Source organism: Streptomyces bathyalis (genome assembly GCF_015910445.1).
In the GTDB taxonomy this organism is placed as follows: Bacteria; Actinomycetota; Actinomycetes; order Streptomycetales; family Streptomycetaceae; genus Streptomyces; species Streptomyces bathyalis.
Genome location: NZ_CP048882.1, coordinates 5,082,798 through 5,095,516, shown reverse-complemented (window position 1 = coordinate 5,095,516; position 12,719 = coordinate 5,082,798). Strand labels below are relative to the sequence as shown.

The following is a 12,719-nucleotide window of genomic DNA, read 5'->3' as shown; positions in this document are numbered from 1 at the left end:
TTCGCGGGATGCGACCGGGTCGGACTTCCGCAGGTCAGAGCCCGGTCATGGCCGCCGGTTGCCCTTCGTCGCGGTCTCCTCGCGCCGGAAGGTGTCCGGGTCGCGCGCCTTGAGCACGAAGTACGCGACGACGAGACCCGCCGCCCACACCGGTGCCCCGTAGAGCGAGACCCGGGAGTCGGGATCGAAGCCCATCAGCACCACCACCGAGCCGATGAATGCCAGCGAGATCCAGCTCGCGTACGGGGCGCACGGCGCCTTGAAGGAGGACTGCGGCAGACGCCCGCGGTCCGCGGCGCGGCGGTAGCGGATGTGCGCGGCGAGGATCATGATCCACGCCCACATGCCGGAGATGGTGGCGAAGGCGACGACGTAGTCGAACGCCTTCGAGGGCCACTGGTAGTTGATCCAGACGCCGACCGTCATCAGCGCCGCGGAGACGCTGGTGCCCAGCAGCGGCAGCCCGTTGGCGGTGAGCCGGGTGAAGAGCTTCGGCCCCTGCCTGTTCATCGCCAGGTCGCGCAGCATCCTGCCCGTCGAGTACATGCCGGAGTTGCACGAGGAGAGCGCCGCCGTGAGCACGACGAAGTTGACGATGGCCGCGCCCGCCGGCAGGCCGATCTTGCCGAAGGCCGCCACGAACGGGCTCGTGCCGGGTTCGAACGCCGTCCAGGACACCACCGAGAGGATCACGAGGAGCGCGCCGACGTAGAAGAGCGCGATGCGCCAGGGGACGGTGTTGACGGCACGGGGCAGCGTCTTCTCCGGGTTCACGGACTCCCCCGCCGTGACGCCGACGAGTTCGACGGCGAGGAAGGAGAACATCACGATCTGGAGCGTCATCAGCGTTCCGCCGATCCCCTTGGGGAAGAAGCCGCCGTCCGCCCACAGCAGGGTCATGGACGCGGTGTCGCCGGCGTCGGAGAAGCCGAGAGTGAGGACGCCGACGCCGATGAGGATCATGCCGATGATGGCGGTGACCTTGATCATCGAGAACCAGAACTCCAGCTCGCCGAAGATCTTCACCGAGATCAGATTCGCGCAGTACAGGACGAGCGTGAAGACGAGCGCGGAGACCCACTGCGGAACGGCGGGCCACCAGTACTGCACGTAGGTGGCGGCCGCGGTGACCTCGGTGATGCCGGTGACGACCCAGAAGAGCCAGTACGTCCAGCCGGTGGCGAACCCGAAGAAGGGCCCCAGGAACTCCCGCGCGTACTCGGAGAAGGAGCCGGAGACCGGCCGGTACATGAGCAGTTCGCCCAGCGCCCGCATGATGAAGAAGATGACGGTCCCGGCCACCGCGTAGGCGAGGATCAGGCTGGGCCCGGCCTTGGTGATGGCCTTGCCCGCGCCGAGGAAGAGGCCGGTGCCGATCGCGCCGCCGATGGCGATCATCTGGATCTGGCGGCTGCCGAGACCGCGCCGGTATCCCTCCTCCGGAGGGGCCGCGGTGCCGGTCGTTGTTTCCGTGATGCCGCCGCGCGGGGCGCCGCGGTCGTCGACCTGCTCGGAGGCCATGGATGCGCCTTTCTCCGTGCCGGCGCAAGCAGCTTGCGCGCACCGGGACATGACGGATGTTCAGGGGTGTTCCGGAACCTTTCGGAACCGAGCCCTCATCATGTCCGCGCGGGACGGGCGCGACGGTCGCGGGAAGCCGCCGGCGGCCAGATGCCATCCGTTCAGGGGACGGCGCCGCCGGGGCAGGAAAGACGTACGGGGGAAGGCCGCGGGGCCGCTGCTCAAGGGAGCAGCGTCTCGACGAGCGTCTCCTGCAGCCCGCCCAGCCACAGATAGGCCATCACCATCGGCTTGCGGGGGTCCTCGTCGGGCAGTGCGTACAGCTCGCTGCTGTCGTCGTCGTCACTGACCTCGAGGCGCGTGCCGATGGCCAGCCGCAGGTCGTTCAGCGCGCCCAGCCACTGCTTGGACTCCTCGGGCTTGAGCGTGAGCACCGCGCCCGCGCTGCCGTCGGACCCCTGGGAGGACCTCCCGGGCCCGCCGGGCCCAGGGGGAGGGTCGGGGGTGAGGGAGTCCAGCGCACGGACGATCGCGAGTCCGTCCTCGCGCTTGCGGGCGCGCAGTTCGTTCTCGGTGAAGCGGCGGAACTCGGCGGAGGCACGGCGCTCCTCCGCGTTCCCCTCGCCGGGCACCGCGTCGGGGCCGTCGCCGTAGGCGTCGGGAAAGAGCCTGGCCAGTGCCGGGTCGGAGGGCGGCTCGCTCGGCCCGTCGGAGAGGATGGCGATGAGCGGGTCCTCCGCCCCGTCGGCGGGCTGGTCGCCCGGACCGATCAACTCCAGCAGCTGGACTGCGAGGCTGCGCAGGATCGAGATCTCGACCTCGTCCAGGGCGATGGCGGCGCCGCCGTCACCTGTGGCTTCGAAGTGGCCGGCCATCAGCCGCGGTCCTGCTGCAGGGTGGCCCACAGTCCGTAGCCGTGCATCGCCTGCACGTCGCGCTCCATCTCCTCGCGGCTGCCGGTGGAGACCACAGCCCGGCCCTTGTGGTGGACGTCCATCATCAGCTTCTTCGCCTTGTCCTTCGGATAGCCGAAGTAGCTCTGGAAGACGTAGGTCACGTAGCTCATGAGGTTGACCGGGTCGTTGTGCACGATCGTCGCCCAGGGGACGTCGGGCTCGGGCACCTCGAGGGGCGCCTCGGCAGACTCGGGGCGTTCGATCTCAGTGGGGGCAACACTCACGGGTCCCATGCTGCCACTCAGAGGTGTCGGGTGGCCAAACGGCCACAGCCGATATCGTCACACTGACGAGATGTGTTGTACGCTCGATGCTGCCCCGCCCCTCCCCCAGGGGGCTCGCCGACGCGAGGAGTCAGTACCAGTGAATCGACAGGCGACCGTGGACAGGGGACTGCCGGTGGCCGTGCCGTCGACGGCGCTCTTCACCGATCAGTACGAACTCACCATGCTCCAGGCCGCGCTGCGCGCCGGAACGGCCGAACGGCGTTGCGTCTTCGAGGTGTTCGCGCGGCGGCTGCCCGAGGGCAGGAGGTACGGGGTCGTCGCGGGAACCGGCCGCGTACTGGACGCCGTGGAGAACTTCCGGTTCGACGACCAGGTCCTCGACTACCTGCGCGAGCGGGGAATAGTCGACGAGCCCACCCTCGACTGGCTGTCCGGCTACCGCTTCAGCGGCGACATCGCCGGCTACCCCGAGGGCGAGGTGTACTTCCCCGGCTCCCCCGTGATGCGCGTGGAGGGCACCTTCGCCGAGAGCGTGCTGCTGGAGACGGTCATCCTCTCGATCCTCAACCACGACTCGGCGGTCGCCGCCGCCGCCTCCCGTATGGCCGTCGCCGCGGGCGGACGCCCGCTGATGGAGATGGGCGCGCGGCGCACCCACGAGCTGTCGGCCGTCGCGGCCTCCCGCGCCGCCTATCTCGGCGGCTTCGCCTCGACCTCGGACCTCGCGGCCGGTTTCCGGTACGACATCCCCACCGTCGGGACCAGCGCGCACTCGTTCACGCTGCTGCACGACAGCGAGCGGGACGCCTTCACGGCGCAGGTGGACTCGTTCGGAAGCGGCACGACGCTGCTCGTCGACACCTACGACGTCGCGGAAGCGGTGCGCAGCGCCGTCGAGATCGCAGGACCCGGACTGGGCGCGGTACGCATCGATTCGGGCGACCTGCTGCTGCTCGCACACCGGGTGCGCCACCAGCTGGATGAACTGGGCGCGAGCGGCACCCGGATCGTGGTCACCAGCGACCTGGACGAGTACGCCATCGCCTCGCTCGCCGCGGCACCGGTCGACGCCTACGGGGTGGGCACCCAGCTGGTGACCGGCAGCGGCCACCCCACCTGCGCGATGGTCTACAAGCTCGTCGCACGCGCCGCGTCGGACGGGCCGGACGCGCCGATGCTGGCCGTCGCGAAGAAGTCGATGGGCGGCAAGTCCTCCGCGGGGGGAGCGAAGTGGGCGGCACGCCGGCCCGACGAGGACGGCGTCGCGGCGGCCGAGGTCGTGGGCACCGGGCCGGTGCCCGAGGAGCTGAGGGAGCATCAGCTCCACGTGCCGCTCGTCCGCGGCGGGGAGACCGTCGCCCGCGAGCCGCTCGACGCCGCGCGCGAGCGCCACACCCGGGCCCTCGCCGGCCTGCCGATGTCCGCCATGCAACTCTCACGCGGCGAGCCGGTGTTGCCGACGGAGTACGTGTGACAGGTCTGCGTGGGACCTCCCACGGAGGCTGCGGATTCTCTAGGGTCGTGCCGACGCCCCGCACCAACCCCCCCACCCCCGAAAGGCATCTCCAATGCACCGGGCACTGATCGTCGTAGACGTGCAGAACGATTTCTGTGAAGGGGGAAGCCTCGGGGTCAGCGGCGGGTCGGACGTCGCCGCCGCCATCACCGATCTCATCGGCGACGCCTCCGCCGGGTACAACCACGTGGTCGCCACCCGGGACCACCACATCGAGCCGGGCGACCACTTCGCCGACAACCCCGACTTCGAGCGCACCTGGCCGCCGCACTGCATCGCCGGCACCGAAGGCATCGGCTTCCACCCGAACTTCGCACCCGCCGTCGCCGCCGGCGCGATCGACGCGGTCTTCAGCAAGGGCTCGTACTGCGCCGCATACAGCGGCTTCGAGGGCACCGACGAGAACGGCACGCCGCTCACGGACTGGCTCCGGGAGCGCAAGGTGGACCAGGTCGACGTGGTCGGCATCGCCACCGACCACTGCGTGCGTGCGACCGCGCTGGACGCCGCCTCCGAGGGCTTCCGCACACAGGTCCTGCTGAACCTCACCGCCGGCGTCGCGCCCGCCACCACGCAGGCTGCGCTCGACGAGATGCGTGACGCCGGGATTCATCTGTCGGGCGCACCGGTCCTCCGGGAGGCGTGAGCGCGGCCACCCCGCGGCACCCAGCGGCCTCGGCCCTGCTCCGCCCGTATGTCGCCTGTCGTCGGCGGCGGTGGCCTGTCGTCGGCGGCGCGGGCAGCCCTGCGGCCGGCTCACAGGCGGGCCGCGGTCTCATGGGGGACGGGGCGCCTCGCCGCGAGGTGCGGCTGTTCACTGCCTGTCGAGCTTCCTGAAGGCGCCGAAGAGGTGGAAGGCCGTCGCCGCGGTCAGCAGCATTCTGATCACGTTGAGGACGTTCCACCGCCAGGCGTAGGTGCTCAACTCGTCTTCGTACGACAGGTAGTCGGCGCCGAAGAGCTTGGTGATCAGCGTCGTGACGCTGAGGATGTTGAGCGCGGTCAGCGCCAGCGCGAACAGGCTCGCCTTGCGGTAGTGAACCCTGAGTTCGCTGTCCCGGTTGACCAGGTGGAGCACCCAGACCAGGACGGTCGCCAGCAGGGTCAGCGGGATGAAGAAGAGGGTCGGATCGGTGTTGACGAAGAATCCGTTGAGCCGTGTCAACTGTGCGCCGCTGTCCACGACCCAGTTCGGCGAGATGACGATCGCCTCGTAGAGGTTGCCGAAGAACCAGTACGCGAGCCCGAGGACCGCGGTGAGAGTCAGCCATTTCTGGCGTATGCGCGTCATCGCATCCTCCGCACGACGAGGGGACCATCAGGAACCTGACACCTCCACAGTATCAGGTTCCTGATGGTGCAATGATCGGTCCCATGAGTCAGCCGTTCGTCCCCCTCGATCCCGACTCGCAGCTCGGGTACCTGCTCGTGCGTTGTGTGGATCAGCTCTCACGCCCCTGGCACGAAGCACTCAGGGTCCAGGGCATCAATCCACGCCAATTCAGCACGCTGGCGACGCTGGCGCACGACCCGGGCATCAGCCAGGGCGAACTGGCGCGCCGCGTCATGATCACGCCGCAGAGCATGAGCGAATCCCTGAGCCGCCTCATCGAAACCGGACTGGTCTCCCGGAGCGACGCCGGCCCCGGACGCGCGGCACAGCTCGAACTGACCGACGCCGGGCGCAAGTTGCTGAAGAGGGCCTATCCCGTCGTCGAGGAGCTGAACCGCGAATGCTTCTCCGCGCTGACCGAAGCCGAACGCACCGAGCTGGCACGCGTGTTGCGGAAACTGATCGGATAGCCCGTTTCCGCGTACGAGGACCGAACGCCGTTTGGTCTGCGGAGTCTCCGCGGGCGAGGCGGACCGCGGCGCCTGCGGCACGGGTCTCGGACATGGTGACGTCCTTGGCAGCGCGCAGCGCCGAGGCCAGGACCGGCGGCGAGCCCCCGGCGCTTACCGCCCCGAGAGGCTCCGGTTCCCTGGCGTGAGTTCCTCGAAAGAGTTGCCGCACACTGCCAACGAATCTCCGACTCAGGTCACTAGCCGGTGCGCACCCGGTCCGAGGGCCTCAGGAGGGACTCGATGGGGTGCCATGCCTCGCGGTCGTCGCCCGGCGTCGTACGCCACACCAGCCCGTCCGGGTGGTGCAGCACGGCCGTGACCTCGTCGGCTGTCGGCGGCTCCGCGTTGCCCCTCAGGTAGACCGCCCGCATGCCCAGGTTCCGCAGCCGGGTCAGGGCGCGGGCACGGTTGACGGAGTGGACGAGGACGCGCACACGCGGCTCGTCGCAGTGCCTGACCGCCGTGACGGCACGCACCGTGTGCGCCTCGTCAGCATGGGCCGACCAGCTTCGCCGCTGCGGCATGAGGCCGTCGTACGGGCCGCCGTCGCGGCCCTGCCGTACGGAGCCCGGCTGACGGCTTCGTGTCGCCGCCTCCGGGCCCGCGTCCGAGGTCGCCCCCGTATCCGGCTCCGCGTGCCTGGCTGCACGCTGGGCCGGGACCGGAATGGTCAGCGCGACGATCACGCTCCCGTCCGGCAGCTGGACGAATCCGCCTCCAGCCATGATCAACAACACCCCCGCGAGAACTGTTCCGGTGGGCCTCCGAAGAGGCCCGTCACAGGCATCTAAACGCGATCGGCCGCTGCCCGCCAGGGGGGCAACGGCCGATCATGTTTTGACCTGCAACGATGCAAATTAATTTGTGGAAGGTCTCACCTGGAGGGTGATCGTCTCACCGGAACGGGGCTGGTTCACGACCATGATCCGGGTGTTGGTGTCCGGCACCTTGACCCCCTGAGTGGGGTTCGAGTCGTACCAGTACGTCCCCTTGTGGTCGTCGAAGACGGGAACGCCCTTCTTCGACTTGATTTTGACCGCTTTGCCGTCGTTGTGGAGTGTGATCCCATTCGTCGCGTACTTCCCGAAGGGCGAGTCATAGGCCTGCATGCGGTTGCGCAGCGGCTTGCCGTCCGACCACTTCTCCGGTTTCGCGTGCGCGTCGACCGGCAGGATCAGACCCTCGCCGGGATGCGCCGAGACGTTGTTGTCCAGCTGAGAGGTGTCCCAGAGCCAGACGAGCAGCCCCTTCTCGTACGCGTAGCGCTCGACCCAGTCGGGCCTCGTCGAGGCCCAACCGAAGTTGTACGGCCCGTACTTCAGCGACTTGTCGTAGGAGACGTGGTTGCGGTTCTCGGCGATGTAGAACTGCGCGTAGGGCTTCGTGAAGGACTCCCCGATGCGCGAGAACCCCTTCTTCTCCCAGCCGTTGTCCTCGTCGCCCTCGGCGCCGTCCTCGAAGATCTTCTCGCCGTCCGCGGTGACGCTGATGGCGTCCGCAGCGAACCCCTTCTGGGCGACCCCACCATCCGTCAGATAGCGGAAGCGAACATCAATCTTCTTCCCCGCGAAGTCGTCGAGGGGGAAGGCGAGATCCTTGTACGTCTTCGAGACTCCGGACAGGCCCGGCTGGTTGCTGCCGTCACGCGGGATGGGCTTGCCGTCGGCCGTTCCGTCGATCGGCGTCCAGTTCTCGCCGTCCTCGGAGACCTCGGTGTAGAGGAAGTCGTAGTTCTCCTCGATGTCCCACCAACCCTTGAGGTCCAGCGAGGCCTTGAACTTGCCCGTCAGGTCGACGCTGCGCGACAGGGTGTTGCGCAGGTCGTCGCCGCTGCCGCTCCACCACTGCTTCTCGCCCTCGGCGGGCTTGGTGATCGTCGTCGTGACGTCCTTCTCGGGAAGCTCGACGACGAGGGCCTGCTTGTTCTTCGTCTGGTACGAGTGCGTGCCCAGCTTGTGCTTCGACTTGGTGGCCGCCTTGGCCTTGTCGTAGTCCAGCCAGCCGAGTTGGAGCTTGTCCCACGCGCTCATGTCGCCGGCGGAGTCGCCGATGGCGTCCTTGCCCTTGTTGAGCCAGGAGCCCACGGACATGATCGACCAGAAGCCGACGGAGTTCTCGCCGCCACCGGTGGTGTCGTAGTGGTCGGGCAGACCCAGGTCGTGGCCGTACTCGTGGACGAAGACGCCGAGTCCGCCGTTCTCCGGCTGCGCGGTGTAGTCGCCGACCCAGATGCCGCTGTCGCCGATCTGGGTGCCGCCGGCCCTGTTGTTCTCCGGACCGGTCTTGCCCGCGTCGCTGCCGTACGCGTACCAGCGGTGCGCCCAGATGGCGTCCTCGCCCTGCGCTCCGCCGCCGGCCGACTCGTCCTCACCGGCGTGCACGAACTGGAAGTGGTCGATGTAGCCGTCGGACTCGTTGAAGTTGCCGTCCTCGTCGAAGTCGTAGCGGTCCCACTTGTCGTACTCCGCCACTGCCGCCGCGATCTCCGCCTCGCTCTTGCCGGCCGCCTTCTGGTCCGCGACCCACTTCTCGACGCCGTCCCGGATCGCGTCCCACACGGTCGGGCAGTTGGAGTCGCCGCAGTAGTTGGAGCCGTAACGGGCCTCGTTGTAGTCGACCTTGACCCAGTCGGAGACAGTGCCGTCGACGGAGTAGCGCCCGGAGGACTGCTTCTCGTAGTAGCTCTTGACCGAGTCCTCGGTCTTCGTCGAGAAGTACGTCTTCTGGAAGTGCTCCCTGTTGAAGTCCTTCTTCCAGAAGGTGGAGTTGTCCTTCTTGCGGTCAGGAGCGGGGATCTTGTTGTGCAGGGGCCCCGGGTCGCCGCCGTACTTGTCGTCGACCTTGTCGCCGAACTCGACGAGGATGGTGAAGATCTTGTCCGTCTTCTGCCGCGCCAGCTCTACGTACTTGCCGTCATCGAGCTTGACGACCTCGGAGCCCTTGCGCTGGACGGTCTTGGCGTCACCCTGTGCCAGCTTCTCCAGCGCCGCCTGACGCTGCGCGTTCTGCTCCTTGTCGAACGGGCCCTTGAGATTGTCCTTGCTGTGCCCGTCCGCGCTCCCCCCGGGCGCTCCCGGCTGTGCTGTTGCGGACTGCGGTGCCGGATGTGCCGCCGGCGCCGATATCTGCTGAGCCTGTGCCGCACTTGCGGGTATCAGTGCGGTGGCGCCGATTGCCGCGACGGCAACCGTCAGCGCTCCTGCTCTGGATCTTTTGGATCTCCGTCTGCCGTTCACCTCTGAGGTGCCCTCCCCTGTGGAGTGTGATGGGACAGGAGGTATTGGACAGCAGCCGTGAGAGAAAAGACAGACCCTGATGCCCACATTCGTGCTGGGCACGCAAGCGACGGCAGCTGTCCGCCAGTTGGGACGATCAAGGGCTGTGCGACCGTGCGCCCCCTGTGCGACTTCGACGTGGGTCAGCTCACGCTTACCGTGGTGTCCGTCCGGGAATCCCGGACCGTAGAGTCGTTCGACGGGCACCGCGTGCCTCCGTGCGGCTCGACCGACGGCCCCTCTCCCGACACGTCTCCCGAGGACGGATCACGCCATGCCGCGTCCGACCCCCGCACAGCTCGCTTACGGTTCGGTCACCGTCATCTGCTCGACCCTCGCGATGCTCCTGCTCTCCCGGACCCAGTCAGGAACGGGAGTCGCACTGATCGCGGTCGTCGCACTGGCGGTCGGTGTACTGGTGGCACTCACAACTCCGGGGGTGCAGACGGTCCGTCGCGTGCGCACACGCTCGCAGGCACGTGCGGTCGCGCTGCGGGCCCGGACCTCCTCGCCCTCCCGCATCCACGCGCGGCACGACACGGCCGCGGCGCGGGCCGCGAGGCGTGTGGCGGAACCCTCACTGCGTTCCTGACCAGGCAGACGGGCGTCCGCGACGCCTCGGTACGTACTCGATCGGCGCCCGCGCAGTGGTACCCGTTGCACGAGTCAGCCGGTCAATCGGCCGCCACGACCACGGTCTTGGCCGCCTTGTCGTGCAGGCACTGCCGGTAGGGCTTGTCCCAGGTGCAGAAAAGCACGTTGGCGAGCCAGAAGATGAAGCCGATGCACGGCACCAGCGGCGGCACGTGGTAGACCGCCGAACGGAGCCAGCCCGGCACTCCCCTGGGCACCGCACCGTCGGCGAGCACGGCGACCCTGATCCGCATGACCTTCTTGCCCACGGTCTGGCCGGAGTGTGTGAGCATCAGCCCCTCGTAGACCAAATAGACGACGGTGTAGACGAGTTGCTGACCCGCCGTACGACCGCTGTCGTCCGGCTCCCAGCCCCCTTGTGCGAATCCCATGATGAGACCGACCGGGATGCCGATCAGGAGCGCGTCGATGATCCGCGCCACCAGCCGCTTGCCGCGTGACGCGAGAGGCGCCATGCCTTCCAGGGGGTCGGTGGCTCCCGTCATGTCGCCGTACGGATTGGAGGCGTACGGGCCGCTGCCGTACGGGCCTCCGGCGCCACCGTAGGGGCCCGCGCCGTACGGGTCTCCCTGCCCCTCGCCCTGACCGCCGGACGCCGGAGGCGGACTGCCGTGCGGATCCGCCGGGTCGCCGTACGGACCTGCCGAATCGCCGTACCGGGGCGGCTCCTGCCTGCCCTCGGGCGACTCCTGCTTGCGGAACGGGTCGTTGCCGGGCTGATCCGTACTCATGCGCCGAGTGGACCGCGGCCCGCGCCGCCTCGCACCCGGCGTGCGTCATCGGAGTGACCGTCACGGGACCGGACGCGCAATGTGCGCCGCGCCTGCGTCCGCATCTGCTCAGAGGCGGATCTCGCCCGAGTCCTTCGAGACGAAGGTGCCCGCCAGCTTGTCGTGCCAGCACTGCCGCCAGGGACGGTCGAAGACGCACCACAGGACATTGAGCACGCCGATCACCAGCAGCGACAGCACGCCGTACGTCAGCCAGCGCTTCAGGGCGCCGCCGAAGCCCGGCTTGTCCTGCTGCTCCATGGTCAGCACCCTCAGCCCGAACAGCTTCTTGCCCAGGGTGCGGCCCCAGCGCGCGGTCGGCAGCACCTCGTAGAGCAGGCCGAAGAGGAGCAGGACACCCAGGACCACGGCGAGGCTGCTGCCGGTCGTGCCGTCGATGAGCCAGACCGTCTTCGTCTCGCCCGCGTCCCTCACCGCTTGGATCTTCGCCTGTACGTGATCGACGGACTCGCCCACGAACGGGAACGCGACGGCGACGGCCACCGCCCCCGTGATCAGGCCGTCGACCATGCGGGCGCCGAAGCGCTTGCCCAGAGCGGCGGGACGGGCCTCCTGCTGGGCCTGCGCGAACGGGTCGGCGCTCGGCGGCCGCCAGGCCATGGCGGCCTCCGCGGCGGGAGAGGCAGGCGCGTCCTGACCGCCGCCGGGGGCGTTGCCGGCCAGGTCGTGCACCTGCTGGGCCCAGGACGGCTGCGCGGGCCCGGCGGCGGGCGCGGCGCCCTGCGGCGGCGCACCGTGCTGCGGCGGCACGCCCTGCTGATGCGGGACGCCGTGCTGCGCAGGTGCGCCCTGCTGCGGTGGTGCGGCTTGCTGCGGCGCGGCCTGAGGGGTCTGCGGCGGGGCGCCCTGAGCGGGGGCCTGTGGCTGCGCGGGCGAACCCTGGCCCGGCACGGACGGAGCGGACGGCGTGGCCGCGGCCGGGGGCGTCTGGCCACTGCCCGTGCCGTAGCGCAGCACGTCCGAGCGGCGCAGCCCGACGGTGTGCTCGGGCACCTGCTGCCCGGGGGCGGAGCTGTCGGCGCCACTTGGCTCCTGGCCCGTCCGGCTGCCCGCCTCGGGGCTGACCGCACGCATCTGGAAGGTGCCGTCACGGGGCGGTGAGCCGGCGGAGTCCGCGCCGTGGGCAGGAGAAGCGGGAGAACCGTGAGCCGGGGCCGCGCCGCTGTCCGTGCGCCCCTGCGGGCCGCCCTCGGCCGCGGGCCTTCCCCAGCCGCCGCGAGGGTCGGCGGAGGCGCCAGAAGCGCCTGCTGCTGCCTCGCCGCCCTCACCGCGGCCCCACGAGATGCGCTCCTCGCTCTGCCCGGCGAAGCCTCCCTGCCGGGCCGCGTCGGCCTGCCATGCCGACGCGGGCTCCGGGCGCTGCCCGTGGAGGCGGCTCGGATCGTCCCAGTCGATGGACCCGGCGGTCGCGACCTCGCCGCGCGGGCGCACCTCGGGCAGAGGCGCATCACCGCTGCGGGCGGCGGGCAGCTGTGACTCAGGGCCGGCGCCGCTGTCCATCTCCTCGTCGAGGAAGACCGGTCCGGTCTCCTCCGCCGGTGCCGGCTCCTCCCGGGTGGGCGGAGCGACCGCCGAGGACGCGGCGGCGGCCGACGGCGGCGTGGGCATCGCCTCGCCCTCTTCCGGCTGGGGGCGGCTGGTGCCGGGCACCCATGAGGAGCCGTTCCAGTAGCGGATGTAGCCGGGGATGGACGGATCCGGATAGAAGCCGGGGGCAGGGCTTCCGCCGGAGGATCCTGAGAGGGGCGCGCTCATAGTGTCCAGGTCCCGTATCTGTTTCGACTGTTGTGTCGTCTTGTGACGTACGTGCTCCGCAGTTGACCCGCGCGGTGCAACCGTGAAGCGTAGTGTCCACATCTACCAGACAGGGCCGACAACTTGCCCACCCGTGCTGGACGCACGGGCCCACTCTGGGGAGAGAATGGCGCGAACAC

The 12,719-nt window shown here is 69.4% G+C and carries 12 protein-coding genes; 4 read left to right on the top strand and 8 right to left on the bottom strand.

Going from position 1 to position 12,719, the window contains the following annotated elements:
• Positions 1-45: 45 nt before the first annotated feature.
• The 3 genes from G4Z16_RS22150 to clpS all read right to left on the bottom strand — a co-directional run bounded on the left by G4Z16_RS22150 (position 46) and on the right by clpS (position 2,710).
• Positions 46-1,521, bottom strand: a complete 1,476-nt coding sequence (locus G4Z16_RS22150) for an amino acid permease (protein WP_197352441.1) — start codon at positions 1,519-1,521, stop codon at positions 46-48.
• 221 nt (positions 1,522-1,742) lie between these two features.
• Positions 1,743-2,396, bottom strand: coding sequence for a DUF2017 domain-containing protein (locus G4Z16_RS22145; RefSeq protein WP_197352440.1), 654 nt, complete (start codon positions 2,394-2,396; stop codon positions 1,743-1,745).
• Positions 2,396-2,710 (bottom strand): ATP-dependent Clp protease adapter ClpS, encoded by a 315-nt coding sequence (clpS, locus tag G4Z16_RS22140; RefSeq protein ID WP_028436185.1) that lies wholly within the window; start codon positions 2,708-2,710, stop codon positions 2,396-2,398. The genes G4Z16_RS22145 and clpS overlap by 1 nt, the downstream gene beginning before the upstream one ends.
• A 130-nt stretch (positions 2,711-2,840) precedes the next feature.
• On the opposite strand from clpS, the gene G4Z16_RS22135 reads away from it, so the two are divergent.
• Together G4Z16_RS22135 and G4Z16_RS22130 are read left to right on the top strand one after the other, a co-directional pair.
• Complete coding sequence (locus G4Z16_RS22135) at positions 2,841-4,178, top strand: nicotinate phosphoribosyltransferase (protein ID WP_246530991.1); 1,338 nt, start codon at positions 2,841-2,843, stop codon at positions 4,176-4,178.
• Between the two features lie 94 nt (positions 4,179-4,272).
• Complete coding sequence (locus G4Z16_RS22130; protein WP_197352438.1) at positions 4,273-4,866, top strand: isochorismatase family protein; 594 nt, start codon at positions 4,273-4,275, stop codon at positions 4,864-4,866.
• Positions 4,867-5,034: 168 nt separating this feature from the next.
• Here G4Z16_RS22130 and G4Z16_RS22125 read toward each other — a convergent pair whose 3' ends face one another.
• The gene (locus G4Z16_RS22125; RefSeq protein WP_197352437.1) at positions 5,035-5,511 is read right to left on the bottom strand and encodes a hypothetical protein; all 477 of its coding nucleotides are present in this window, start codon (positions 5,509-5,511) and stop codon (positions 5,035-5,037) included.
• A gap of 83 nt (positions 5,512-5,594) precedes the next feature.
• Here G4Z16_RS22125 and G4Z16_RS22120 point away from each other — a divergent pair, with 83 nt between their 5' ends.
• Positions 5,595-6,023: a MarR family winged helix-turn-helix transcriptional regulator gene (locus G4Z16_RS22120; protein ID WP_197352436.1), complete on the top strand. Its 429-nt coding sequence runs from the start codon at positions 5,595-5,597 to the stop codon at positions 6,021-6,023.
• 239 nt (positions 6,024-6,262) lie between these two features.
• On the opposite strand, the gene G4Z16_RS22115 is transcribed toward G4Z16_RS22120, so the two are convergent.
• Both G4Z16_RS22115 and G4Z16_RS22110 read right to left on the bottom strand, forming a co-directional pair.
• Complete coding sequence (locus G4Z16_RS22115; RefSeq protein ID WP_197354825.1) at positions 6,263-6,589, bottom strand: hypothetical protein; 327 nt, start codon at positions 6,587-6,589, stop codon at positions 6,263-6,265.
• Between the two features lie 333 nt (positions 6,590-6,922).
• The gene (locus G4Z16_RS22110) at positions 6,923-9,301 is read right to left on the bottom strand and encodes an immune inhibitor A domain-containing protein (protein ID WP_197352435.1); all 2,379 of its coding nucleotides are present in this window, start codon (positions 9,299-9,301) and stop codon (positions 6,923-6,925) included.
• Positions 9,302-9,614: 313 nt separating this feature from the next.
• Here G4Z16_RS22110 and G4Z16_RS22105 point away from each other — a divergent pair, with 313 nt between their 5' ends.
• Positions 9,615-9,932, top strand: coding sequence for a hypothetical protein (locus G4Z16_RS22105; protein ID WP_197352434.1), 318 nt, complete (start codon positions 9,615-9,617; stop codon positions 9,930-9,932).
• 82 nt (positions 9,933-10,014) lie between these two features.
• Here the strand turns inward: G4Z16_RS22105 and G4Z16_RS22100 are convergent, their stop codons facing one another.
• A complete protein-coding gene (locus tag G4Z16_RS22100) occupies positions 10,015-10,725 on the bottom strand; it encodes an RDD family protein (protein ID WP_197352433.1) in 711 nt (236 codons plus the stop codon).
• Between the two features lie 108 nt (positions 10,726-10,833).
• Positions 10,834-12,540: an RDD family protein gene (locus G4Z16_RS22095; protein ID WP_197352432.1), complete on the bottom strand. Its 1,707-nt coding sequence runs from the start codon at positions 12,538-12,540 to the stop codon at positions 10,834-10,836.
• Between the last annotated feature and the right edge of the window lie 179 nt (positions 12,541-12,719).